Origin of the sequence: Brachybacterium sp. AOP3-A1-3, from assembly GCF_052378285.1 — a bacterium.
In the GTDB taxonomy this organism is placed as follows: Bacteria; Actinomycetota; Actinomycetes; order Actinomycetales; family Dermabacteraceae; genus Brachybacterium.
Genome location: NZ_JBQSXM010000007.1, coordinates 168,735 through 193,292 on the forward strand (window position 1 = coordinate 168,735; position 24,558 = coordinate 193,292).

Annotated in this window: 23 protein-coding genes; 8 read left to right on the forward strand and 15 right to left on the reverse strand. The window is 69.9% G+C overall.

Annotation, left to right across the window (positions count from 1 at the left end; all coding sequences use genetic code 11):
- Window positions 1-8: 8 nt before the first annotated feature.
- The gene (locus ACT3T5_RS11680) at window positions 9-2,255 is read left to right on the forward strand and encodes a HelD family protein (protein WP_444594406.1); all 2,247 of its coding nucleotides are present in this window, start codon (window positions 9-11) and stop codon (window positions 2,253-2,255) included.
- Between the two features lie 191 nt (window positions 2,256-2,446).
- Here ACT3T5_RS11680 and nrdR read toward each other — a convergent pair whose 3' ends face one another.
- Together nrdR and ACT3T5_RS11690 are read right to left on the reverse strand one after the other, a co-directional pair.
- Entirely contained in the window at window positions 2,447-2,905 is a 459-nt protein-coding gene (gene nrdR, locus ACT3T5_RS11685) for a transcriptional regulator NrdR (RefSeq protein ID WP_444575983.1), read from the reverse strand.
- Between the two features lie 28 nt (window positions 2,906-2,933).
- On the reverse strand, window positions 2,934-3,221 hold the full coding sequence (locus tag ACT3T5_RS11690) for a LysM peptidoglycan-binding domain-containing protein (protein WP_444594407.1): 288 nt from the start codon (window positions 3,219-3,221) through the stop codon (window positions 2,934-2,936).
- A 278-nt stretch (window positions 3,222-3,499) separates the two neighbouring features.
- Between ACT3T5_RS11690 and lexA the strand changes: the two genes are divergently transcribed.
- Window positions 3,500-4,195 carry a transcriptional repressor LexA gene (gene lexA, locus ACT3T5_RS11695; RefSeq protein ID WP_444594408.1) on the forward strand — a complete coding sequence of 232 codons (696 nt, stop codon included), beginning with the start codon at window positions 3,500-3,502 and terminating at the stop codon, window positions 4,193-4,195.
- 143 nt (window positions 4,196-4,338) lie between these two features.
- Here the strand turns inward: lexA and ACT3T5_RS11700 are convergent, their stop codons facing one another.
- The gene (locus ACT3T5_RS11700; protein ID WP_444575986.1) at window positions 4,339-6,369 is read right to left on the reverse strand and encodes an ATP-dependent DNA helicase; all 2,031 of its coding nucleotides are present in this window, start codon (window positions 6,367-6,369) and stop codon (window positions 4,339-4,341) included.
- A 35-nt stretch (window positions 6,370-6,404) separates the two neighbouring features.
- Complete coding sequence (hflX, locus tag ACT3T5_RS11705) at window positions 6,405-7,982, reverse strand: GTPase HflX (RefSeq protein ID WP_444594409.1); 1,578 nt, start codon at window positions 7,980-7,982, stop codon at window positions 6,405-6,407.
- A 158-nt stretch (window positions 7,983-8,140) separates the two neighbouring features.
- Here hflX and ACT3T5_RS11710 point away from each other — a divergent pair, with 158 nt between their 5' ends.
- Window positions 8,141-8,761, forward strand: a complete 621-nt coding sequence (locus ACT3T5_RS11710; RefSeq protein ID WP_444594410.1) for a class I SAM-dependent methyltransferase — start codon at window positions 8,141-8,143, stop codon at window positions 8,759-8,761.
- On the opposite strand, the gene dapF is transcribed toward ACT3T5_RS11710, so the two are convergent.
- Window positions 8,748-9,596, reverse strand: coding sequence for a diaminopimelate epimerase (dapF, locus tag ACT3T5_RS11715; protein ID WP_444594411.1), 849 nt, complete (start codon window positions 9,594-9,596; stop codon window positions 8,748-8,750). The genes ACT3T5_RS11710 and dapF overlap by 14 nt on opposite strands.
- Window positions 9,597-9,605: 9 nt before the next feature.
- Window positions 9,606-10,625 (reverse strand): tRNA (adenosine(37)-N6)-dimethylallyltransferase MiaA, encoded by a 1,020-nt coding sequence (gene miaA, locus ACT3T5_RS11720; protein ID WP_444594412.1) that lies wholly within the window; start codon window positions 10,623-10,625, stop codon window positions 9,606-9,608.
- A gap of 146 nt (window positions 10,626-10,771) precedes the next feature.
- Here miaA and ACT3T5_RS11725 point away from each other — a divergent pair, with 146 nt between their 5' ends.
- Window positions 10,772-11,257, forward strand: a complete 486-nt coding sequence (locus ACT3T5_RS11725) for a YbjN domain-containing protein (protein WP_444575991.1) — start codon at window positions 10,772-10,774, stop codon at window positions 11,255-11,257.
- A gap of 85 nt (window positions 11,258-11,342) precedes the next feature.
- Here the strand turns inward: ACT3T5_RS11725 and miaB are convergent, their stop codons facing one another.
- Window positions 11,343-12,935, reverse strand: coding sequence for a tRNA (N6-isopentenyl adenosine(37)-C2)-methylthiotransferase MiaB (miaB, locus tag ACT3T5_RS11730; protein WP_444594413.1), 1,593 nt, complete (start codon window positions 12,933-12,935; stop codon window positions 11,343-11,345).
- 80 nt (window positions 12,936-13,015) lie between these two features.
- Here miaB and ACT3T5_RS11735 point away from each other — a divergent pair, with 80 nt between their 5' ends.
- From ACT3T5_RS11735 to ACT3T5_RS11750, 4 genes are all read left to right on the forward strand, one after another.
- Window positions 13,016-13,735: an amino acid ABC transporter ATP-binding protein gene (locus ACT3T5_RS11735; protein ID WP_444594428.1), complete on the forward strand. Its 720-nt coding sequence runs from the start codon at window positions 13,016-13,018 to the stop codon at window positions 13,733-13,735.
- Between the two features lie 113 nt (window positions 13,736-13,848).
- Complete coding sequence (locus tag ACT3T5_RS11740) at window positions 13,849-14,736, forward strand: glutamate ABC transporter substrate-binding protein (RefSeq protein ID WP_444594414.1); 888 nt, start codon at window positions 13,849-13,851, stop codon at window positions 14,734-14,736.
- A 156-nt stretch (window positions 14,737-14,892) separates the two neighbouring features.
- Complete coding sequence (locus ACT3T5_RS11745) at window positions 14,893-15,513, forward strand: amino acid ABC transporter permease (protein ID WP_444594429.1); 621 nt, start codon at window positions 14,893-14,895, stop codon at window positions 15,511-15,513.
- Window positions 15,510-16,385 carry an amino acid ABC transporter permease gene (locus ACT3T5_RS11750; RefSeq protein ID WP_444594415.1) on the forward strand — a complete coding sequence of 292 codons (876 nt, stop codon included), beginning with the start codon at window positions 15,510-15,512 and terminating at the stop codon, window positions 16,383-16,385. Before ACT3T5_RS11745 ends, ACT3T5_RS11750 begins: the two co-directional genes overlap by 4 nt.
- Window positions 16,386-16,536: 151 nt before the next feature.
- On the opposite strand, the gene ACT3T5_RS11755 is transcribed toward ACT3T5_RS11750, so the two are convergent.
- The 8 genes from ACT3T5_RS11755 to dapA all read right to left on the reverse strand — a co-directional run bounded on the left by ACT3T5_RS11755 (window position 16,537) and on the right by dapA (window position 24,525).
- The gene (locus tag ACT3T5_RS11755; protein ID WP_444594416.1) at window positions 16,537-17,220 is read right to left on the reverse strand and encodes a regulatory protein RecX; all 684 of its coding nucleotides are present in this window, start codon (window positions 17,218-17,220) and stop codon (window positions 16,537-16,539) included.
- Window positions 17,221-17,223: 3 nt separating this feature from the next.
- Complete coding sequence (gene recA / locus ACT3T5_RS11760; RefSeq protein WP_444575996.1) at window positions 17,224-18,360, reverse strand: recombinase RecA; 1,137 nt, start codon at window positions 18,358-18,360, stop codon at window positions 17,224-17,226.
- Between the two features lie 266 nt (window positions 18,361-18,626).
- Window positions 18,627-18,851 (reverse strand): DUF3046 domain-containing protein, encoded by a 225-nt coding sequence (locus ACT3T5_RS11765; protein ID WP_444576545.1) that lies wholly within the window; start codon window positions 18,849-18,851, stop codon window positions 18,627-18,629.
- Window position 18,852: 1 nt separating this feature from the next.
- On the reverse strand, window positions 18,853-19,158 hold the full coding sequence (locus ACT3T5_RS11770; protein ID WP_193116355.1) for a helix-turn-helix domain-containing protein: 306 nt from the start codon (window positions 19,156-19,158) through the stop codon (window positions 18,853-18,855).
- 205 nt (window positions 19,159-19,363) lie between these two features.
- Complete coding sequence (locus tag ACT3T5_RS11775) at window positions 19,364-19,840, reverse strand: CinA family protein (RefSeq protein ID WP_444575997.1); 477 nt, start codon at window positions 19,838-19,840, stop codon at window positions 19,364-19,366.
- Window positions 19,837-20,430 carry a CDP-diacylglycerol--glycerol-3-phosphate 3-phosphatidyltransferase gene (gene pgsA / locus ACT3T5_RS11780; protein WP_444575998.1) on the reverse strand — a complete coding sequence of 198 codons (594 nt, stop codon included), beginning with the start codon at window positions 20,428-20,430 and terminating at the stop codon, window positions 19,837-19,839. Before pgsA ends, ACT3T5_RS11775 begins: the two co-directional genes overlap by 4 nt.
- Before the next feature lie 85 nt (window positions 20,431-20,515).
- Window positions 20,516-23,320 carry a DNA translocase FtsK 4TM domain-containing protein gene (locus ACT3T5_RS11785; protein ID WP_444594417.1) on the reverse strand — a complete coding sequence of 935 codons (2,805 nt, stop codon included), beginning with the start codon at window positions 23,318-23,320 and terminating at the stop codon, window positions 20,516-20,518.
- Between the two features lie 263 nt (window positions 23,321-23,583).
- Complete coding sequence (dapA, locus tag ACT3T5_RS11790; RefSeq protein ID WP_444594418.1) at window positions 23,584-24,525, reverse strand: 4-hydroxy-tetrahydrodipicolinate synthase; 942 nt, start codon at window positions 24,523-24,525, stop codon at window positions 23,584-23,586.
- Window positions 24,526-24,558: the final 33 nt, after the last annotated feature.

Sequence of the window (24,558 nt, forward strand, 5' to 3'; positions counted from 1 at the left end):
GCAGATCCGTGGACGATGCTGAGGGACAGATCGATCGGGAGATCGCGCACGAACAGGCCTATGCCGATCGTCTCTACGCACGACTGGACGTGCTGATCGGGCAGGTCGAGCACAATCTCGAACAGATGCAGGCCTCCCAGCACGCCTCGACGCATCAGAACCGGTCCGAGCGGGACTCGTTCATGGCGCTGTACGAGGATCGGCTGGCGCTGCTGCGATCCGTCGCCCGTGCCGTGGTGTTCGGACGTCTCGACATGGACGATGCGGCACGCCACTACATCGGCCGCATCGGACTGTTCACCGCCGAGCGTGAGCAGCTCCTCGTCGATTGGCGCGCCCCCGCTGCGGCCGCTTTCTACCAGGCCACCAGCACCGACCGGCAGGACGTGCGCCTGCGGCGACACCTGATCAGCCGCGGACGCACCATCAACGGCCTGGAGGACGACGTCCTGGACCAGTCCGTGCTCGAGGATCCCGACCACGATGTCGTGCTCCAGGGCGAGGGCGCTCTGCTCGCCGCCGTCTCCGGTCACCGCACCGGACGGATGGGCGACATCGTCGCCACGATCCAGTCCGAGCAGGACCGCATCATCCGCTCCGAGAACCGCGGCGTGCTCGTGGTCCAGGGCGGGCCCGGCACCGGGAAGACAGCGGTCGCCCTGCACCGTGCCGCCTATCTGCTGTACACCCATCGTCGTCGGCTCGAGCACACCGGCGTGCTGATCATGGCGCCGACCCCCGGGTTCCTGCGCTATATCGAACGGGTGCTGCCGAGCCTCGGGGAGTCCGGCGTCGTGATGCTCACTCCCGGCGAGCTGTACCCGGGCATCGAGACGTTCCTCCACGACGAGGATCAGATCGCCGCCCTCAAGGGCGACATCGCCATGGCCGAGCTCCTCGACCGGGCGATCCGGCAGCGCCAGATCGTGCCGGACTCCGATATCCGACTGCGCATCGACGGCACACCGATCACCCTGACCCGGAGTGCGCTGCGCGCTGCCCGCCGTGAAGCCCGCGCATCCCACAAGCCGCACAACACGGCTCGCGCCGTCTTCGTCCGTGTGGCGATGGACCGCCTCGCCGAGTCGTACGAGAAGGCGCTGGCCGCCGGCGGCCACACCGTGGTCCCCGAGGACAGGCCCGATCTGCTGTCGGACCTCCGCAACGACTCCGAGGTCAAGAGGCAGCTCAACCTGGCCTGGCTCCCCTACACCCCGCAGGGATTCCTGCGGATCCTGCTCTCCCGGCCGGACCGCCTGCGCGCGGCCGCCCCGCCCTCGCTCGCCGACCGCATCGAGATCCTGGCACGGCCCAAGGACGCGCCCTGGACCGTCCAGGACATCCCGCTGCTCGACGAGGTCGCCGAGCTCCTCGGCGAGGACTCCGCACCTGCCGAAGCACGCGCCCGCGACGCCGCCACGCAGCGCGAGGCGGACGTCGACTACGCCCGCAAGGTCATCGAGAACATCGACAGCTCCGGGATCGTGCGTGCCGAGGACCTGGCCGATCAGGTCAACCGGGTCCGTGATGGCCGCACACTCGCCGAGCGGGCATCGGCCGAACGCAGCTGGACCTACGGCCATGTCGTCGTCGACGAGGCCCAGGAGCACTCACCCATGAGCTGGCGCGCCCTGATGCGGCGGGCACCCACCAAGTCCTTCACGGTGGTGGGAGACGTCGCGCAGACCTCCTCCGCAGGAGGGACGACGTCGTGGGACGAAGCCCTCAGTCCGTACATCCAGGATCGGCTGCAGGTCGAGCACCTGACCGTCAACTACCGCACGCCGAGCCGCATCATGGATCGCGCGATGGCGATGGCGCATGCCCAGAACCTGCCCGTCACCGACGTCAGCTCGGTGCGCGACGGGGACCGCGATCCCGTGATCCAGCGCAGCGACCAGGCGGATCTGGCGCGGACCGCCGCCGATGCGGTCCAGGCCGTGCACACAGAGGGCATCGGGCGCCTCGCGGTCATCGCGGCGGCGGAACGGGTGTCCGACGTCTTCACCGAGCTGAGCACACGCCGCGGACTGCCGCGAGTGGGCGAAGGATCCTCGGGCGTCGACGATGAGATCGCGGTGATGACCGCACAGGAGGCCAAGGGGCTGGAGTTCGACGGCGTGGTCATCGTCGAACCGATGGAGCTGATCGAAGCCCATGGTGCCGGCGACCTCTACGTCGCGATGACCCGCACGACCCACCATCTCGGTGTGGTCCACTCGCGGGCGCTCCCGGCAGGTATCACGCCTGCCTGAGACGGCGATCGGCGGCCGCGGCTTCCCCTCCGCGACCGCCGATCAGGTGTGCGCTGCAAGAGCGCACGAGGGATATCTTATGCACAGACGAGGCAGGACCCGGACCATCTCCACAGAATCCACCGAATCTGGTCCCGGAACCGACAGAGGATCCGGCAGATATGTCGGAATCCGTCCATGATTCCACCGGATCAGCCCGCTGCCGACGCCTCGGCCCGCAGGCGGACGATGGCCGCGTCGAAGTCATCGAGGGAATCGAAGGCCTGGTAGACGCTGGCGAAGCGCAGATAGGCCACCAGATCCAGCTCCTGGAGCGGCTGCAGGATCGACAGGCCGACCTGATGTGCATCGATCTCGGCCAGGCCGCTGGAGCGGATGTCCTCCTCGACGCGCTGGGCCAGCATCGCGAGCTGATCATCGGTGACCGGCCTCCCCTGGCACGCCTTGCGCACCCCGGAGATCACCTTCGCCCTGCTGAAGGGCTCGCTGACCCCGGAGCGCTTGTGCACCGACAGCGATGCCGTCTCCGAGGTCGAGAAGCGACGGGAGCAGTTGGGGCACTGGCGACGGCGACGAATCGTCGCGCCGTCGTCGGAGGTACGCGAATCCACGACTCGCGAGTCGGGGTGGCGGCAGAACGGACAGTGCATCGGGCCAGGATACCGGCCCGCGCTCACATCAGCGCGATGCACCCTCGAGCACTGGCAGCTCGAGCTCCTGGCCCGCAGAGACCCGTCCTGTCGGAAGCTGGTTCAGGGCTCGCGCCTCGACGACGAACTCCTGGGCGCTCATGCCCTCGGGAGCGTAGTCCTCGGCGTATCCCCAGAGGGTGTCGCCGTCCTGGACCGTCACGGTCACCGCATCGCTCTCCCCATCGCCCGCGAGAGCAGCCGGGATGCCGAACACCAGCAGCGCCGCCGCGGCGACGGCGAGCCCGAGCAGGAAGGCCGTGGCGATCAAGAGCATCCGGCCGCGCCGGGTCGCCTCGAGTCGAACGTCCGATCGAGCAGGACGCTCATTCCGCTCGTGGCGGTGCTGCGGGAGGGGAAGAACCGTAGCCATATCCGTACGCATGTCCGAACTCCTGTTCGATCGAATGTCTGTGCGACTGTAGCCCCACTTCGGCGCGACACGCAAGAGGAACCTCGAACACCTGTTTGGAATCCCGTGCGCGCCGCCCTAGGCTGGGTGACACGACAACGGAACCGCAGGGGTCCGACAGACGAAGCCAGGAGGCCCGCACCATGACGCCGAGCACCCCCAAACAGATCAGGGTTCGCGACGACGCCGTGGAGGACCCTGTGACGGCAGGGCTCACGCGTCGGCAGCGGCTCGTGCTGGAGACCATCAACGCCGAGATCGCCGCGCACGGCTACCCGCCCACCATGCGCGAGATCGGGGATGCGGTGGGCCTGACCTCGTCGTCGTCCGTCTCCCATCAGCTCCAGGCCCTCGAACGCAAGGGCTTCCTGCGTCGCGACCCCAAGCGCCCCCGCGCGATGGAGGTCGTCATGCCCGGTGCCGACGGCACCCCCGAGGCCCCGTCCGCGCCCGAGATCACCCCGAACTCGGTCTCCGTGCCCCTCGTGGGCAGGATCGCGGCCGGCGTCCCCATCACCGCCGAGCAGCAGGTCGAGGACATCTTCACCCTGCCCTCACGGCTGGTCGGCGACGGCGACCTCTTCCTGCTCCAGGTGGTCGGCGACTCGATGATCGACGCCGCGATCTGCGACGGCGACTGGGTGGTGGTACGCAGTCAGAAGGAGGCGCAGAAGGGGGAGATCGTCGCCGCGATGATCGACGGCGAGGCGACCGTGAAGACCTTCGTGCAGCGCGATGACCATGTGTGGCTCATGCCGCACAACCCGTCCTTCGCCCCGATCCTGGGTGACCACGCCGAGATCCTCGGCAAGGTCGTGGCGGTCCTCCGCTCGATCTGAGGGCCGCCGCCCCGCATGCGATGCACGACGCCGCTGGCGTCTGCCGCCCGGGGTCCCGAGCGGCAGGCTCAGCGGACTCGGCAAGCTCGGCGGAGTCGGCAGGCTCGGCGGAGTCGGCAGGCTCGGCAGGCTCGGTGGTCTGCTCAGTCGTCCGCGAGGCGGCGCAGGGCGCCGAGAGCCACCTCGGGATCCGTGGTGGGCCACAGCGGCGGCATGGAGTCACGGAGGAATCCTGCGTAGCGCGCGGTGGCCAGCCGCGGATCGAGCACGGCGACCATCCCTCGATCCTCATGGGAGCGGATCAGCCGGCCTGACCCCTGGGCCAGCAGCAGCGCCGCGTGCTGCGCGGAGATCGACATGAAGCCGTTGCCCCCGTTGCGGCTGATCCGCTCCTGTCGTGCCGCGGTCAGGGGGTCGTCGGGCCGCGGGAAGGGGATCCGGTCGATGGTGACCAGACGCAGCGACCGCCCGGAGACGTCCACCCCCTGCCAGAGGGTGAGGGTCCCGAACAGCGAGGCGTCCTCGTCCTGGCGGAAGTTGCGCACCAGGTTCGCCATCGAGTCCTCGCCCTGGACCTCGATCGTGAGATCCAGGCGCGCACGCACGTGCTCAGCGGCCAGCTCGGCGCCTCGACGCGAGGAGAACAGGCACAGCGCTCCCCCGCCCGATGCCTCCACCAGCTCGGTGAGGTGATCGAGCATCGCCGTCGACGGGCCCTCCCGTCCGGGCGGCGGGAGATGCCGTGCGGTGTAGAGGATGCCCTGGCTGCGGTATTCGAAGGGGCTGCCGACGTCCACCCCTGCCCACGCGCCGGAGTCCGCGGCGACCGGGATCTCCTCGGTGCCGATCCGGTCCACCCGGGCCAGCCCCACCTCGCCGGCGGCCGGTTCGAAGCGGTTCCCCAGCGCGAGGGTCGCGGAGGTCAGCACGGCGGTGCGGTGCTCGAGGATCGCACCGCGCATCGCGCCGGCCACGCTCAACGGCGCCACCTGGATGCTCGAGCGCCCCGTGGCCTGAGAGTGGGAGACGGAGACCACGTCGTCGTCGGCCGGGGACGCCAGGCGTTCGCAGACGTCGATGATCTCCTGCAGATTCGCCCGGACCGTCTTGCGGGTTCCGGCCGTCCCCGTCGTCGCATCGTCGCCGGCGTCCTTGGCATCGGAGTGGGCCGTGCGGGCCTCGATCCGCAGCTGCTGGATCGCGTCGGCGAGACGGTCGGGCAGCGGACCGATCACCCGACCGTCCGGGGCGAGCTCGAGGGACTCCCGCAGCTCCTCGGAGGCATCGTCGAGTGCCGTCCCGGCGACGCCGAGGCCGCGCAGGTCGCGCACGGTGCCCCGCAGCATGCCCGGGTTCAGGACATCGGTGACAGCGCTGGTGACGCGCCCGGAGAGGTCATGCGCCTCGTCGAAGACGACCACGTCGTGCTCGGGGATGATGCCGTGGCTGTCGAAGGCGTCGATGGCCAGCAGGGCGTGGTTGGTGACCACGATGTCCACCTCGCGGGCGAGCTCGCGGCTGCGTTCGGCGAAGCAGGACTCCACCATCGGGCAGGTCCCACCCAGGCACTGGGAGCCGGTGACGGAGACCTGGCGCCAGGCACGGTCGGAGACCGGGTCCTCCAGAGAATCACGGTCACCGCTGTCGGTCTCCTCCGACCACTCACGGAGCCGCTTGACCTGGTCCCCCAGGCGTTCGCTGCCCGAGCGCGACGGGTCGGCAGAGGCCTCGGCGAACAGTGCACCGGGGTCGATGTCCACGGGATAGCCGCCATCGATCTTGTGCCGGCAGAGGTAGTTCGCCCGTCCCTTGAGCAGGGCGAAGGTGGGAGTTCGCGGAAGGTGCGGGGCGACCGCCTCGACCAGGCGCGGCAGGTCCTTGCGCACGATCTGGGTCTGCAGGGCGATCGTCGCGGTGGAGATCACGACAGGGCGTCCGCTGACCAGAGCATGCCGCAGCGCGGGAACCAGGTAGGCGAGCGACTTGCCGGTGCCCGTACCGGCCTGGACCAGAAGATGCCGGCCCCCGGACATCGCCGTGTCGACCGCTTCCGCCATGGTCTGCTGGCCGGGACGCGGAACGCCACCGATCGCCGAGACCGCCGCCTCCATGAGGGTCGACAGCTGGATGTCGGCGGCCCCTGGGGCGGCCTCGTGATCGGTGGCGGTGGTCATCGGATCAGCGTATCCGCGGCTGATCCGATGACCCTTCAGGCCGCGCCGTGCAGCTCTGCGGCAAGCGCCTCATCCACGCGGGCGTGCAGCTTCGTGCCCTCCATGACGTGCTCCTCGGAGAGCACCTCGCCGGTGGTGTGCGCGCGGGCGACCAGATCACCGCGCGAGTACGGCACCAGCACGTCGACCTCGACCGCAGGACGCGGGAGTCGCTCGGCGATCAGGTCGCGCAGCTCCTCGATGCCCATGCCGGTCCGTGCCGAGACCACGATCGAGTCCTCGACCTGGCTGCGCAGGCGGGCGATCGTCTCGGGCCCGGCGAGGTCGGCCTTGTTGAGCACGATGATCTCGGGCACATCGAATCCGTCGACCTCGCCGAGCACCGTCCGGACAGCCGTGATCTGGCCCTCGGGGTCCGGATGGGAGGCGTCGACCACATGCAGCAGCAGATCCGAGTCGCCGACCTCCTCGAGGGTCGAGCGGAAGGCCTCCACCAGCTGCGTGGGCAGGTGCCGCACGAAGCCGACGGTGTCGGCGAAGGTGAACTCACGGCCGTCCGGGGTGGTGGAGCGGCGCACCGTCGGGTCGAGGGTCGCGAAGAGGGCGTTCTCCACGAGGACCCCGGCCCCGGTGAGCCGGTTGAGCAGGGAGGATTTGCCGGCGTTGGTGTAGCCGGCGATCGCGACGGCCGGTACCTGGCTGCGCCGGCGGTCGGCCCGCTGGGCCTCGCGTCCCGGGGCCATCGCCTTGATCTCCCGACGCAGCTTGGACATCCGGTCGCGGATCCGGCGACGATCCAGCTCGATCTTGGTCTCGCCGGGGCCGCGCGAGCCCATCCCCGCACCGGCACCGCCCACCTGGCCGCCTGCCTGCCGGGACATCGAGTCGCCCCAGCCGCGCAGTCGCGGCATCAGGTACTCGAGCTGCGCGAGCTCGACCTGCGCCTTGCCCTCGCGGGACTTGGCGTGCTGGGCGAAGATGTCCAGGATCAGCGCGGTGCGGTCGATGACCTTCACCTTGACGATGTCCTCGAGCGCGCGGCGCTGACCAGGGCCGAGCTCGCCGTCCGCGATCACGGTGTCGGCGCCCGCGGTGGCGACGATCTCGGCCAGCTCGGCCGCCTTGCCCTTGCCCAGGAAGGTCGCGGGGTCGGGGTGGGCACGACGCTGCAGCACGCCGTCGAGCACCTCGGACCCCGCCGTCTCGGCGAGCGCGGCCAGCTCGAGCAGGCTGGTCTCCGCCTCCTCGGTGTTCCCCGAGGTGTAGAGACCCGCCAGCACGACGCGTTCGAGCCGGAGCTGACGGTATTCGACCTCGCTGACGTCCTCGAGCTCGGTGGAGAGCCCGGCGACGCGGCGCAGCGCCTGACGGTCGGCGAGATCGTACTGCTCCCCGTCGGACGAGGAGTCATGGGTGGTGGACGCGGCGGAGGCTGCACTGCGGGAGAGGATCCGCTGGGTCAGCGCATCTCGTCGGCCATCGGCCGGCGTGGTCTCCTCCGGGGCGGCCGGGGTGCCTGCGCTGTCGGTGTGCGCCGCGGCCCCGGCCCCTCCCGTGGTGGTCCCGTCGACGTCGGTGTCGGAGTCGGGTTCGGGATGGAAGGCGATGGGCACGGTGGGGGAACTCCTCGAGGTGGGGGACGAACTGTTCTGACTAGAGTCGCACGCTCCTGGACCGGGGTCGAGGGATTTTGCGGCGAGCGGAGAGAGCCGCTGCGCACCGGCGCGCACGGGGAGCGCTCCTCGGCCGCCGGAGTCCGTATCCTGCTCAGGTGGACGAGCACTATTTCACCCCTTCTCCGACGACCGATGCCCGGCGGTTCCCGCTCCGGGTGCGACTGGCCGGTCGCGACCTCGACCTGGTCTCCTGCGCCTCCGTGTTCAGCGGTCACGGCCTCGACAAGGCGACCGCCGTGCTCCTGAACCGGCTCGACGAGATCACGATGCCGCCGGCGCGGGCACGGATCCTCGACCTCGGGTGCGGCTGGGGACCGATCGCCCTGACCGCGGGGATCACGCATCCTCATGCCGAGGTGTGGGCGCTCGACGTCAGCGAGCGAGCTCGTGAGCTCACGGCGGAGAACGTCGAGCGGGCAGGCCTCACGAACGTGCGCGTCGTCTCCCCGGACGAGGTACCGGCCGATCTGGAGCTCGACGCGATCTGGTCGAACCCGCCGATCCGGATCGGCAAGCCTGCCCTGCATGCGCTGCTGCTGGAGTGGACCGGCCGCCTCGCCCCGGTGGGCACTGCCGCGCTGGTGGTCGGCAAGAACCTCGGAGCGGATCCGCTGGCTCGCTGGCTCGGCGAGCAGCTGCCCGACCGCGAGGTCGCGAAGGTCGCGAGCGCGAAGGGCTTCCGGGTGCTCGAGGTGGGTCCCGTCAGACCAGGGTGACGCCGTCGGCGACGAGCTCGGCCGGCCCGGTGAGCGTGACCTCGCCCGTCACGGTCCATCCCACCTGCAGGCGCCCACCGGGCACATCGACGGTCCAGGGCTGCGCGCTGGTGTCCCCGGCGCGCAGGGCCGCTGCCACGGCCGTCGCCGCGACCCCGGTCCCGCAGGAGCGGGTCTCCCCCACCCCGCGTTCGAACACCCGCATCGCCACGTGCCGGGACCCGCGCTCGACGACGAGCTCGATGTTGGCGTCGGCGGGCGGTTCGGGGTCCAGGGACGGCCGGTGCGTCAGGTCGAGCTGTTCGAGGTCGATGCCCTCCGGGAGGAAGGCGACGGCGTGCGGGTTGCCCATGTCGACGTCCGTGACCGGGAGCGCCTGCCCCTCGATCTCGACGGTGCGCGCCCCCTGGGCGGCCGAGCTCGCCCCCATGCCGATGCGCACCGACCAGGGAGCACCGTCCCTGTCCGGGCGCTCGAGGACGTCGATCGATCGCACCCCGGCGTGGGTCCAGACGGCGAAGCTGTCCTCGTGCACGTGCCCCGCACGCAGCAGATGCGCAGCGAGCACGCGGACCCCGTTGCCGCACATCTCCGCGATCGAGCCGTCGGCGTTGCGGTAGTCCATGAACCATTCCGGGGCATCCGCCGGGGCATCGATCCCCGCGGCGCGGGTGCGCACGGCGCGGATCACTCCGTCGCCGCCGATGCCGGCCCGGCGGTCCGTGAGGGCGATGACGGCCTGCGGGGACAGCTCGAGGACACCGTCCGGATCGTCCAGGATGACGAAGTCGTTCTCGGTGCCGTGGCCCTTGGTGAAACGCATGCTGTCGGTCATGGGTCGAGCCTATGCCGCCGCGGGCCCGTCCGGACCGCCCGCATCCTGGATCACGTGCAGGGCCCGCTCGAGAACGGCGTCGCCGTCGCCGTGCGGGTCCGGGGAGGCGTCGACCCACCGGACCCTGAGGTCACGGCGGAACCAGGTGTCCTGCTTGCGCACCAGGCGGCGCGTCCCGATGATCGTCGCCTCGATCGCGTCCTCGCAGCTCATCGTCCCGTCCAGCACGGCCAGGGCCTGTTCGTAGCCGATCGCGCGTCGCGCGGTGCGGCCCTGCTCCAGTCCTCGGCCGCGCAGAGCACGGACCTCGTCCAGCAGCCCGAGCTCGACCATCGTGCGGACCCGGCGCTCGATGCGGTCGTGCAGATCGGCTCGCTCGAGGCTCAGACCGATCTGCACGGTGCCGGGGTCCGCGTAGACCGGTCGCGGCAGGAAGGCGGCGAAGGGACGACCGGTCAGCTCGCCGACCTCCAGGGCGCGCACGATGCGTCGGGTGTCCCCCGGGCCGATCTTCGCCGCGGCCTCAGGATCCCGGCGTGCCAGCTCGGCGTGCAGCGTGGCCGTGCCGTGCTCCGCTGCACGTGCCTCGAGGTGGGCACGGGTGTCCGCGTCCGTGGGCGGGAACTCGATCTCGTCGAGGGCAGCGCGCACATAGAGGCCCGAGCCGCCCACCAGTATCGGTCTCCTCCCCCGGGAGCGGATCTCCGCGATCGCCTCGCGCGAGGCCGCCTGATACGCGGAGACGCTCGCCTCCTGGGTCACCTCCAGGACGTCGAGCTGGTGATGGGGCACCGCATCGCGCTCGGCACGGGTCACCTTCGCGGTGCCGATGTCCATGCCCCGATAGAACTGCAGTGCGTCGGCGTTGATGATCTCGCCGTCGAGCTGCCGGGCCAGCGCGTTCGCCAGATCCGACTTCCCGGTCGCCGTGGCCCCGACGACGGCGACCACCGGGAGCGGGGCGTGACCTGCGCGGAGACCCGTCCGATGCGAGGAGGGATCGCGCCGCGCGGTCGCAGGATTGTCCATGCGCGGCAGACTACCTGCACCGATGACGAGGGTCAGCCGAATCACGCCTGGTCGCAGGCTGGTTCCCCGGGGAAGGGAGTAGGGTGAGCCGCGGCCCTGCACCGCCGGGCGCTCCACCACGACTACTGCATTGCCTGAGGTTGGAAGTGACTGCACCGCACGAGTCCCCCGCACTGCCGGATTCGACTCACGGACTCGCCCCGATGTCCATGGCCCGCATCGAGCAGAGCCTTGCTCGGCACGGATATGCCTTCGTCGAGGACGATGAGCACCCGGAGATCCTCCGGGCACGCTTCGATGACTACCGGTTCCAGTTCATGCTGTCCGGCGAGGAGCAGGCTGTTCTGCAGACCCGTGGCCGCTGGAGCCATTCGGTGGACTTCTCCCGCAAGGTCGAGATGGTCAAGCTCTGCAACGAGTGGAACATGAACCGGATCTGGCCCAAGGTCTACGTGCGTCGTGAGTCCGAGGGGCTCCTCGGCGTCTACGGCGAGCTCGCAGCGGACTTCCGCGCGGGCGCTCTGGACTCCCAGGTCGACAGCGCGATCAAGTGCGGGCTGAGCACCGTGATCGCGTTCTTCCACAGCCTCGAGGAGCGGCTCGGCGCCGAGCTGGACGAGCTCGACGTCTGAGCCTGCGGTCCGCGGTTCCCACGGGCTCCGCACGCACACGAACGGCCGACGCCCTGCGGGGCGCCGGCCGTTCGTGTGCGTGGGCTCAGGGACGACGCAGGCTCGGCATGCCCAGGGTGATGGGCCCGGATGCCACGACGGCGCCACCCGTCCCGCATGAGGATCCGCCGCCCGCTCCGTCCGTCCCGGACTCCCAGGCATCCCCGGAGCGGGTCCGACGCACCGAGAACTGCTCCGGACCGGGCGATCCGCCCTCGGCGGCGAGCGCGCTGTCCGCGATGAGGTAGTAGGGCGCTGCGCGGGTGACCGTGGCGGTGACGAGATCCCCCGGGCGCGGCCTGTCCGCAGCGGGCAGATCGGGCGGGAGCGCGAGGTGGACCAGTCGATGATCGCGGGAGCGGCCGGAGAGGCGATGGGTCGTGCGATCCCGCTCCCCCTCCCCCTCGGCGACGAGCACCTCGACCACGCTGCCCTCGAGGCGGGAGTTCTCCTCGTAGGTGATCCGGTCCTGCAGCGCGGTGAGTCGCTCGTAGCGCTCCTGGACGACCTCCTTGGGGATCTGGTCCTCCATGGTCGCGGCAGGGGTGCCGGGGCGGATCGAGTACTGGAAGGTGAAGGCGCTGGAGAAGCGTGACGCCTCGACGACCTCGAGCGTGCGCTGGAAATCGTCCTCCGTCTCCCCGGGGAAGCCGACGATGATGTCGGTCGTGATCGCGGCCTCGGGGATCCGCTCGCGCACGCGCTCGAGGATGCCGAGGAACTTCCGGCTGCGATAGGAGCGCTTCATCTGGCGCAGCACGTCGTCGGATCCGGACTGGAGCGGCATGTGCAGCTGGGGCATGACGTTCGGGGTCTCGGCCATGGCGTCGATGACGTCGTCGGTGAACATGGCCGGATGAGGGGACGTGAAGCGCACCCGCTCGAGCCCGTCGACCTCCCCGCACGCCCGCAGCAGCTTCGCGAAGGCCCCGCGGTCGCCGAACTCGACGCCGTAGGAGTTCACGTTCTGCCCGAGCAGCGTGACCTCCAGGGCGCCGGAGGCCACCACGTCGCGCACCTCGGCGAGGATCTCCCCCGGCCTGCGATCCTTCTCCTTCCCGCGCAGCGAGGGCACGATGCAGAAGGTGCAGGTGTTGTTGCAGCCGACGCTGATCGAGACCCACGCCGCGTAGGAGGACTCCCGACGGGTGGGCAGCGTGGACGGGAACACCTCGAGGGATTCGAGGATCTCCACCTGCGCCTCGGTATTGTGGCGGGCGCGGTCCAGCAGGACGGGGAGCGAGCCGAGGTTGTGGGTGCCGAAGACGACGTCGACCCAGGGGGCGCGCTCGACGATCGCGGCGCGATCCTTCTGTGCCAGGCAGCCTCCGACCGCGATCTGCATCCCCGGGTTCGCATCCTTCGCCGGGCGCAGCGAGCCGAGGGTCCCGTAGAGCTTCTTGTCGGCGTTCTCGCGCACCGCACAGGTGTTGAAGACGATCACGTCGACCTCGCCGCGGCGGGCGTCGGCGCCCGGAGGTGCCGCCACGAACCCGGACTCCTCGAGCATCCCGGTGAGGCGCTCGGAGTCGTGGACGTTCATCTGGCAGCCGAACGTGCGCACCTGGTACGTGCCCCGCGGGGCGCTGCGGGGGCCGACGGGCACGGCGGGGTCGAAGGCGAGGGAGCTGAGGGGCATAGTGCATCCAGGATACGGCGCATGCTCATGCCGATGAGGTCGACGCCTCCGGCGGCGCCCTCGTCACGCCGCTCGTCTCCCTGTCCGGCGTCCAGAAGCATTTCGGTGATCTGCATGCCCTCCAGGACATCGATCTCGAGGTGGCGGCCGGAGAAGTCGCGGTCGTGCTGGGCCCGTCCGGTTCCGGGAAGTCCACGCTGTGCCGCACCATCAACCGGCTCGAGACCACCGACGCGGGCGAGATCCGGATCGATGGCGAGCTCCTGCCCACGTCCGGGCCCGGGCTCGCGCGGCTGCGCTCCGAGGTCGGCATGGTGTTCCAGTCCTTCAACCTCTTCGCCCACAAGACCGTGCTGCAGAACATCACCGTGGCCCCCATCAAGGTCAAGGGGATCGGCCGCAAGGAGGCCGAGCGCACCGGCATGGAGCTGCTGGAGCGGGTGGGCGTCGCCGATCAGGCCGACAAGCTCCCCGCGCAGCTCTCCGGCGGGCAGCAGCAGCGCGTCGCGATCGCTCGCTCCCTGGCCATGGCTCCGAAGGTGATGCTCTTCGACGAGCCGACGTCCGCCCTGGATCCCGAGATGATCAGCGAGGTCATCGAGGTGATGACCGGGCTCGCGAAGGACGGCATGACGGTGATCGTCGTCACGCACGAGATGGGCTTCGCTCGCCGCACCGCGGATCGTGTCGTGCTCATGGACGCCGGCCGCATCGTCGAAGTGCGCTCTCCCGGGGCGTTCTTCTCCGCTCCCGAGACGGAGCGCGCCAGGAACTTCCTCGGCAAGATCCTCGACCACTGACCCCTCGTCGGCCGCTCCCGCTCCCGTCCTCGTTCCCGCTCCACAGCACCAGCCACAGCACCCGCACCCGCACCCGCACCCGCACCCGCACTGACCCTACGAAGGAGAACATCATGAGCAGGTCCCTGAACCGTCGTCTCTTCCTGACCGGCACCGTCGGCACCGTCGCTGCGGCCACCCTCGCCGCCTGTGGCGGCAGCGAGAAGGACGACGTCTCCGTCGCCGACGTCGAGGCCGGCGACTTCCCGGAGGGTTCGACCATGGCGAAGCTCAACGAGGCCGGCAGCATCAAGATCGGCACCAAGTACGATCAGCCGCTCTTCGGCCAGGCCGGCCCCGACGGCAAGCCGCTCGGCTTCGACGTCGAGATGGGCAAGATCATCGCCGGCGCGCTCGGCATCGACCCGGAGAAGATCGAATGGTCCGAGACCGTCTCCGCGAACCGCGAGCCGTTCCTCGAGGGCGGCCAGGTCGACATCGTCGTGGCGACCTATTCGATCACCGACACCCGCAAGGAGGTCGTGGACTTCGCCGGGCCGTACTACGTGGCAGGCCAGGCGCTCCTGGTGCTCGCGGACAACGAGGACGTCACCGGCGAGGACTCACTCGCCGGGAAGAAGGTCGCCTCCGTGGACGGGTCCACCCCGGCCCAGTACATCCTGGACAACCACCCCGACGCCGAGCTGGTCCCCTTCGACACCTACTCCAAGTGCGTCGCGGCGCTGACCAACGGCCAGGTCGACGTCGTCACCACCGACAACGTCATCCTCGCGGGGTTCAAGGAGGCGGATCCTGACAAGCTCAAGCTCGTCAACGACGGCGAGACCTTCACCGAGGAGCCGTACGGCATCGGCCTGGCGAAGGGCGACGACGACTTCCGAGCCTTCCTCAACGACACCATCCAGGCGGCCTACGACGACGGGTCCTGGGCGAAGGCCTGGGAGGGCACCGCCGGTTCCGTGCTCCCGACCCCGGAGCCGCCGGAGCTCGACCGCTACTGACCGCTGCTGACCGGTCCGTCCCTGTCCCCTCCCGCCCTGTTCCTTCCTTTTCCCATCCCCATCCCAACCCATCCCCATCCCATCGGGCCGGCCTTCTGAGCCGGCCCGACGACCTGCCAGGAGTCGCCCGTGGGTACCTTCGTCATCGAGCACGAGATGCTGTGGACCGCATTCACCACGGCGCTGACCCTCGCCGCGCTCTCCGGCGTCATCTCGTTGGTGGCCGGAACGCTGATCGCCGGGACGCGGGTCTCGCCGTATGCCCCGCTGCGGGCACTTGCGACTGGCTACACGGAGCTCCTGCGGAACACACCGCTGACGATCGTGTTCTTCTTCTACGTGTTCGTGACCCCGTCGATGGGGTTCACCGTGGGCTACAAGGTGGCGGCGGTGATCGCACTGTCCTGCTACACCACGGCGTTCGTCGCCGAGGCAGTGCGCTCGGGCATCAACTCGGTCGCGGTGGGTCAGGCGGAGGCGGCCCGCTCCCTGGGCATGTCGTTCCGGCAGAACCTGACCATCGTGGTGCTCCCCCAGGCCCTCCGGACCGCGATCCCGCCACTGATCAGCGTCTTCATCGCACTGGTGAAGAACACCTCGGTGGCAGGCGCCTTCAGCGTCTTCGAGCTGTTCGCGATGTCACGCCGCCTGACCAACGTGTACTCCGCCGATGTCCTCGCGATCCTGCTCGGGGTGGCCCTGTGCTACCTCGTCATCTGCATCCCGCTGGGCCAGCTGGCCGGGCACCTCGAGCGGAAGGTGGCGTTCGCCCGATGAGCACCAGCGGACCTGTTCTCTATGACGTCGCCGGTCCCGAGGAGCGGGCGCGTGAGCGCCGCATCTCCGTGGTCCTGACCATCGTGCTGGTGGCGATCGCCGTCGCGATCATCGTCCTCTTCGCCCGCAACGGCGTGTTCGATGACCGGTGGATGGTGCTGGTCGACGTCCCCACGAACTTCGCAGGGTTCGAGACCCGGCACGTGTGGCAGGCGATCTTCCGCGGCCTGGGCAACACGCTGCTGGCCGCGGTCATCGCCCTTCCGCTGGCTGCGCTGCTGGCGGTGGCTCTCGTGTCCGTGCGCGCCTCGACGTTCGCCCCGCTGCGCTGGACGGCCACGGGGATCATCGAGGTGTTCCGTGGCCTGCCCGTCATCCTGGTGATGTTCTTCGGGATCCTGGTGCTCCCCGGGGCGAGCCCGTTGATGGCGGTGGTGTTCGGCCTGGTCCTGTACAACAGCGCGGTGTTCGCGGAGATCCTCCGTGCCGGAATCACGGCCCTGCCCGCAGGGCAGACCGAAGCCGCGCAGTCCGTGGGGATGGGCTCGTTCCTGATCTATCGCGACATCCAGCTCCCGCAGGCCGTGCGCATGATGCTCCCGTCGCTGATCGCCCAGGGAGTCGTGCTGGTCAAGGACTCCTCGCTCGGCTACATCGTGGGCTATGCAGAGCTGCTGCGTGGGGTGAGCCGGGTCTCGGACGCCCTGACGAATGCGGCCTACCTGCTCCCGTTGCTGGCGGTCGGTGCGGCGGTGTACATCGCGCTGAACATCTCCCTCTCGCGCCTCGCGGTGTGGGTGCAGCGTCGCAGCAGCCTCGCCCGCAGGGCTCCGGCCCGAGCCGCCGTCGTCGGCGCGCCGCCCGTGCCGTGAGTCCGGCACCTGCGGCGATGGGACTAGTCGCCGGCAGGATCAGTCGCCAGCAGAGTCAGTCGCCAGCAGGATCAGTCGCCGGCAGGGCCAGTCGCCAGCAGGACCAGACGCCAGCAGGACCAGACGCCAGCAGAGTCAGTCGCCGGCATAGTCAGTCGCCGGCGGGGTCTGCTGCCGCTCGCAGCTCCGCGGCGATGACCTGCACCGCCAGGGAGCCTGGGTAGCCCTTCCGGGTGAGCAGCGCATCGAGGCGGCGGGAGAGCCGCCGACGATGGCTGCCGTCGCGTTCGCTGCGCAGCTGCTCGCGATCGCGGTACCCGATCCGCGAGCGCACCAGGTCCCGGCAACGCATCTCCTCGTCGTCCTCCCCGCTGCCCAGGGCGTCCTCGATGAGGTCGGACTCCACACGCCTCCGGGCGAGCTCCCGGCGCAGCGCCTCGTCCCCCAGGGCGCGCAGAGAGCGCCGCTGTGTCACCCACTCGCGGGCGAAGGCGGCATCGTCGATGAGATCTGCTCGCTCGATGCGCGCCATGACCTCGTGGGCGATGTCTGCGGGGACCTCGCGCTGGACGAGCCGGTCACGCATCTCCCCGGCAGACCGCTTGCGCAGCGACAGCAGGCGCATGAGATAGCGGCACTCGTGGACGATCGCCTTCTCCCGCGCGGCATCGTACGGGTCGGGCGCCTGCCGCGGGGCGTCGAGGATCTGCCGCGTCCGCTGGGAGAGATCGCCGCGGATCTCCGAGGCGGTCTGCATCTCACCAGGATCGGCAGCGGTGGGAGTCATGCCCTTCTGAGCACGACTCCCGCCGACGTCGACCTGCGAGTACGCCATGGATCAGATCGTGGCGGGGACGTCTTCGTCGAGGAACTCGTCCTCGGCGAGGGGCGCGTCGATCGGGTCGATCGCGTCGTCCTCGGGCGCCGCCTGCTCGGCCGCGTACTTGCCGACGCCGAGGGTGCGCAGGATCTTCTCCTCGATCTCCACGGCCAGGTCCGTGTTGTCCTTGAGGAACTGGCGGGAGTTCTCCTTGCCCTGACCCAGCTGGTCACCCTCATAGGTGAACCATGCACCGGACTTGCGCACGATGCCATGCTCGACGCCGAGGTCGATCAGACCGCCCTCGCGGGAGATGCCCTCGCCGTACAGGATGTCGAACTCGGCCTGCTTGAAGGGCGGGGCCATCTTGTTCTTGACGACCTTGACCCGGGTGCGGTTGCCCACGGAATCGGTGCCGGTCTTCAGGGTCTCGATCCGACGGATGTCCATGCGCACGGACGCGTAGAACTTCAGCGCCTTGCCACCGGTGGTGGTCTCGGGGCTGCCGAAGAAGACACCGATCTTCTCGCGCAGCTGGTTGATGAAGATCGCGGTGGTCCCGGAGGCGGACAGCGCGCCGGTGAGCTTGCGCAGCGCCTGCGACATGAGACGGGCCTGCAGGCCGACGTGGGAGTCGCCCATCTCGCCCTCGATCTCCGCCTTCGGGACCAGGGCGGCCACCGAGTCGATGACCACGACGTCCAGAGCACCGGAACGGATCAGCATGTCGGTGATCTCGAGCGCCTGCTCACCGGTATCCGGCTGGGAGACGAGCAGCGCGTCGGTGTCGACACCGAGCTTCTTCGCGTACTCGGGGTCCATCGCGTGCTCGGCATCGATGAAAGCAGCGATGCCTCCGTTGCGCTGGGCGTTGGCCACCGCGTGCAGCGCGAGCGTGGTCTTACCGGACGACTCCGGTCCGTAGATCTCGACGATGCGGCCGCGGGGCAGGCCGCCGATGCCGAGTGCGGCGTCCAGCGCGACGGACCCGGTGGGGATGACCTCGACCGGCGGCCGGGTGTCGTCTCCCAGGCGCATGATCGAGCCCTTGCCGAACTGGCGGTCGATCTGTGCGAGCGCGTTGTCCAGCGAGGAGCCACGATCCTTCGCGGTGGACCTCGTGACGGCGGGCTTCGAAGACTTCGGTGCAGCCATGTGCTTGGTTCCTTCCAGGGGGCCGGTGGGCCGACGTATTGACCGTACGGCCACAGTAAGCGGGGCCCCCGACATTCGCCGCCGCCCTGCACCCCCTGTGGAAGACCGGGGTGTGGGGAGGAAAGGCGAGTTCGCGGATGTCGTGCCGGGTGACCGTCGAGAACCACTGTACCGAACAGGCGTTCGAATGCGCGACCTCATCGCCCGTGTCGCGGCGTGTCGGTCACGGTGGCGCGCGCACCCGTCCAGCGGCGTGCCCGCAACGGTCAGCGTTGGCGCTGCTCCAACGGCACTTCCCAGCGACGGGACTCGGGGATCTCCATCGCATCGCACAGCGTCACCCAGACCCGGCGCACGGGAACCCCGTGCTCGAGCGCCTGCTCGGCGGTCATGCCGCCGGCTCCCTCGAGCACGAGGTCCCGGACATACGTTCCTGCGAGGACCGGGCCGAACACGTGGTCGGCCAGTTCCGTGAACTCGCTGCGACGCACCTCAGTGGGCACCGACCAGCGGACTCGCATCGTCGGCGAGACCCTCGGGCACGGTGTCGGGGATGCTCACGTTCTCGGAGACGGCGATCCGGTCGGACACCTCGCGCAGCACGAAGGACAGCGGGAGACCCAGGGCATCGGTCACGGAGACCAGCAGCTCGCTGGAGGCCTCCTTCTGGCCGCGCTCGATCTCGCTGAGGTAACCCAGGGACACGCGGGCATCGGAGGACACCTGACGCAGCGTGCGTCCCTGGTTGCGGCGCGCATCGCGCAGGACGTCGCCGAGCTCCTGACGGAACAGGACCATGGCCTTGCCTCCCTTCCTCTGGTTGAACTGGTGGAACACCTCGGGGGTGCGGTGCAGAGAAGTCATCACGTCCAGAACAACGCCCGACACCTCAAGAGTGTTCCCCAGAGTGTAGTGGCCTCGATCCCAGGGATCCCTGAGAGGTCTGCACAGCGGGACCGTCCGCGCGGGTCCCGACGCAGAACGCGTTGACCTGCACGGGGTCTCAGCTCGGGAGCTCCTCGGCGAGCATCTGGATCGCGAGGTCGACGGTCGTGGCCCGGATCCGCGCCCTGCCTCCGCTGAGATGCAGTTCACGGCTGGAGGCCGGGCCGTCTCGTCGGGCCAGTCCCAACCAGACGGTGCCCTCCGCCGCGCCGCGGTCATCAGGACCGGGCCCGGCCACGCCCGTCGTGGCGATCGCGAGGTCGGCGTCATACAGCGCGAGCGCTCCCTCCGCCATGGCCTCGGCGACCTCGGCATTGACGGCGCCGCGCTCCTGGAGCAGCCCCTCGTCCACGCCCAGCACACGGGTCTTCGCCGAGTACGAGTAGCAGGCGGCGCCGCCCGCGATCACCGCGCTCGCCCCGGGGACGTCCACCAGGCGGGCCACCACGGCACCTGCCGTGAGCGACTCGGCCGTGGCGATCATCAGCCCGCGCTCCGCGGCCCGGGCGATGACCGCCTCCGGGCCGATGCTCACGACGCGCCGCCCGCGAGGGCCTCACGGCGCAGACGAAGGCCGTCCTTGAGGTTCACGAGACCGGACCAGACGGTCAGCACCACGGCGAGCAGCACCAGGGCCAGTCCGATCCACCGGGCCGGCTCCCACCACAGCTCGAAGGGGATCAGGCAGAAGGTGATCGCGATGGTCTGGACCATCGTCTTCGCCTTGCCGGCCATGTTCGCCGGCAGGGCGCCGTACTTGAGGATCGTGAAGCGCATGACGGTGATGCCGATCTCGCGCACCAGGATCAGGATCGTCATCCACCACGGCACGTACTCCCAGATCGAGAGCATGATGAGCGCCGCGCCCGTCATCGCCTTGTCGGCGATGGGGTCGACGATCTTGCCGAAGTCGGTGATGAGGTTCCGGCTCCGCGCCAGATATCCATCGAGGAAGTCCGTGATCATCGCGACCACGAAGACGGCCGCCACCAGCAGACGGCCGGGGACGGTGTCCGGGTACATGACCGCGAGCACCACCAGCAGCGGAACCATCGCGCACCGCACCATCGTGAGGATGTTGGCGATGTTCCACAGCGGCACCGGCTCCGTGCGGGGTGTGGTCATGATGCTCCTGTGCTCGCGGGGTGGAATAGGGCCGGACGGTCGAGGAACTCGCGCTCCGGGTCGGGTGACGGGACGGGACGGGAGCTCAGCGCCCGGTGAGGCTCCAGGCGTCCTCGCTGTCCTCGCCGCCCTCGTCGTCGTAGTAATCGGTCGCGGGCTCGGAGCCGTCGTCGGCCAGCGGATCGGAGCCGTACCGGTCCTCCGTGCCGGCGGCCGTGGCGCCCTCGGGATCCGGCGCGTCCTGTGCGTCGGACTCCTCGAGGTCCACCGCCTGATCCGCGCCGTACGGCTGATCGGCGTCCTCCTCGGGGACGTCCTCTCCGCGGATGCGGGCGATCGCGGAGGCGAGGTCGTCCGGGTGGATCATCACGTCGCGCGCCTTGGACCCCTCCGAGGGGCCGACGATCTCGCGGGACTCCAGCAGGTCCATCAGGCGACCCGCCTTGGCGAAGCCCACACGCAGCTTGCGCTGGAGCATCGAGGTGGAGCCGAACTGCGTGGTGACCACGAGCTCCGCGGCCTGCAGCAGCACGTCGAGATCGTCGCCGATGTCGTCGTCGATCTGCTTCTTGGCCGCGACGACCTGGACGTCCTCGCGGTAGTTCGGCTTCATCTGGGTCTTCACGTGGTCGACGACCTTGTGGATCTCCGACTCGTTGACCCAGGCGCCCTGCACGCGCATCGGCTTCGCCTTGCCCATCGGGTGGAACAGGGCATCGCCCTGGCCGATCAGCTTCTCGGCGCCGACGGAGTCCAGGATGACGCGCGAGTCCTGCAGCGACGAGGTCGAGAACGCGAGGCGGCTGGGCACGTTGGCCTTGATGATGCCGGTGACGACGTCGACCGACGGGCGCTGGGTGGCGAGGATCAGGTGGATCCCGGCGGCACGCGCGAGCTGGGTGATGCGCTGGATCGAGGCCTCGACGTCGCGCGGGGCGACCATCATGAGGTCGGCGAGCTCGTCGACCACGACCAGCAGGTACGGGTAGGGGGCGAGCCGTCGCTCGCTGCCCGCGGGCAGCTTCACCTCGCCGGCCCGCACCGCCTTGTTGAAGTCGTCGACGTGCTTGTACCCGAAGGCGGCGAGGTCGTCGTACCGGGCGTCCATCTCCTTCACCACCCACTCGAGGGCCTCGGCGGCCTTCTTCGGGTTGGTGATGATCGGCGTGATCAGGTGAGGGATGCCCTCGTAGATGCTCAGCTCGACGCGCTTGGGATCGACCAGCACCATGCGCACCTCCTCCGGCGTGGCGCGCATGAGGATCGACGTGATCATCGAGTTCACGAAGACCGACTTGCCGGCGCCGGTGGCGCCCGCGACCAGGAGGTGGGGCATCTTGGCGAGGTTCGCGATGACGTATCCGCCCTCGACGTCCTTGCCCACGCCCATCACGAGGGGGTGCTCGGTGCGGCGCGCGACCGAGCTGCGCAGCACGTCGCCGAGGACGACGGTCTCGCGGTCGGTGTTGGGGATCTCGATGCCGATGGCCTTCTTGCCCGGGATCGGCGAGAGGATGCGCACGTCGGAGCTCGCCACGGCGTACGAGATGTTCTTGTCCAGGGCCGTGACCTTCTCGACCTTGGTGCCCGGAGCGAGCTCGACCTCGTAGCGCGTGACCGTCGGTCCGCGGGAGAAGTCGACCACCTTGGCGTTGACGTTGAACTGCTCGAATACCTCCTCGAGCGCAGCGACCACCTGGTCGTTGGCCTCCGAGCGGGTCTTGTGCGGTGCGCCCTCCAGGAGGAAGGACGAGTCCGGCAGCGTGTACACGACGTCGCCGGCCAGTTCGAGCTGCTCGCCGGCGCGCGGCAGATCGCCCATCGGCGGGTGCACGAGATCCGGCTTCTCCTCCGCCGCGGGCTTGGTGGGCACGGCCTTGGTCGCAGCGGGTGGGCTCGCGACCGGCGCCTTCGCAGCAGCGGTCGGCATCGGGGTGGTCGCGCCGGCAGCAGCAGGGTCGCCCTTGCCGGGGAAGGTCTTGGCCCGGTTGTTCTCGTCCTCGACCACGTCGAAGACCTCCGCGGAGTCGGCCTTCGCAGCCCGCTTCGCGCGGGAGCCCCGGCCCTTCTTCGCCTCGGCCGCGGCGGCCGCCTCGGCACTGACGCCCTGCTCGAAGGCTTCGTCGCCCGCGTAACCGAAGTTCTCGTGGTCACGGGCGGCCTCGTCCTCGGCCTTCTCCCGGCGGCTGCGGCGACGCGGCCGGCCGGCGGACTGGGCCTGGGTGGCCTGCTCGTGGACCGCGGGGTCGACGCGGCGGGGGCGCAGACCGAGGGCGACGCGCTCGGCGTCCTCCTCCTCGCTGCTGCCCACCATCACGTCGTACACGCCGCGCAGGCGCGATGGGATCGACTCCACGGGCGTCGCGGTGAGCACCAGAACGCCGAAGGCGATCACCACGGAGTGGATGACGATCACGGCGACCGGCGGGAGCAGGGCCTCGAGCGGGGCCGCGGCGAGATAGCCGAGCACCCCTCCCCCGCGCGCCAGGGCGTCGATGCCGTCCGCCGGAGCGGGGAGCCGGGCGGAGACGGAGGCGATCGCCGAGATCGCGGTGAGGAGCAGGAGGATCCCGATCGCGATGCGGCTGTTGGCGCGCACCTGGTCGGGACGGCGGAACATGCGCATCGCCCATCCGGCCGCGAGCAGCGGGATCACCATGGAGGAGATGCCGAAGGTCCCGGCCACCACGGTGTGCACGGCGCCGAACACGGGGCCGGTGGACTGCCACCACTCGACGACGGCCACCAGGGCCGCGATGAGGAGGAGGAACAGCGCATAGCCGTCCCGTCGCTGGTCGGGCGCGACCTCCCAGCGTGCGACGCCGATCGAGCGGACCAGGCCGCCGATCATCCGGGCGATCGCCAGATAGCCGGAGCGCACTGCGCGCACCGGCAGAGGGAGCGTCGACGGATCGTGGGCAGCGGAACCGGCGGTACGCGAGGTACCGGCGGACGAGCTCCGGGACGAGCCTTTCGACGCACGTGCGGGGGAAGACGTACGTGTCGCCATGCCACCCAGGGTACCGCTCGGTCCCTGTTCGACCCGGGAGGCGGCGCGGCGGCCCGTCGCACCGGGCGTATCTCACCCCGAATTCACACCGTTCTCACGCTGTCTGCGGGAGGTCGCGGCGTGGAACGGAGCTCACCGCGAGGTCACAAGGGGCGGCGGGACGGATCGCACGGCGGGATGCCGTCGGCCGCATCGAGCGCGGCAGCGAGGGCGCGCAGCTGGTCCGCGTCGGCCGGGACGTGCGGGCCGCGCATCGCGGCATGGGGCAGGACCCCCTGCAGGGCGAGCGCCGCCTTGGCCGCGACGGCGCCGGGGAGCCGGCTCATGATCGCCTCGACCAGCGGGACCAGGCGGCGATGCGCCTCGAGCGCGCCCGCGAGGTCGGAGCGGTCCACGGCGTCGACCATCTGCTTCTCGAACTCGGCCGCCACCTGGCCGACGACCGACACCACGCCGGAGGCGCCGATCGAGAGCCACGGGAGGTTCAGGGCGTCCTCGCCGGAGTAATACGCCAGCCCGGTCTCGGCCATCACCCTGCTGGCCTGCTGCAGATCGCCCTTGGCGTCCTTGACCGCGAGGATGCGTTCGTGCTCGCCCAGACGCAGGAGGGTCTCGTAGGCGAGCGGGATGCCCGTGCGCCCCGGGATGTCGTAGAGCATGACCGGGAGGTCGGTCGCGTCGGCGATCGCAGTGGTGTGGGCGATCACCCCTGCCTGGCTGGGCTTGGAGTAGTAGGGCGTGACGACGAGCAGGCCGTCGAGCCCTTCGAGCTCGGCATGGGCCCGCGCCAGATCGATCGAATGGGCGGTGTCGTACGTGCCCACCCCGGCGACGACCTTGACCTCGGGCCCGACGGCGGCGCGCACGGCGCGCGCCAGCTCGAGCTTCTCGACGTCGGTGAGCGCGGGCGCCTCACCCGTGGTGCCCGAGACGACGATGAGGTCGTTGCCATGCTCGCTGATGTGCACCGCGAGCTTCTGGGCGGCGTCGAGGTCGATCCCGTGGCCGTCCTGCGTCAACGGCGTGACCACAGCGGTCCCCACCGCGCCGAAGGGCCTCGCGGGGCGCGTGTCGGTGCTGGTCATGATCTCCTCCCAGAGATGTCCTGATCCCAGGAG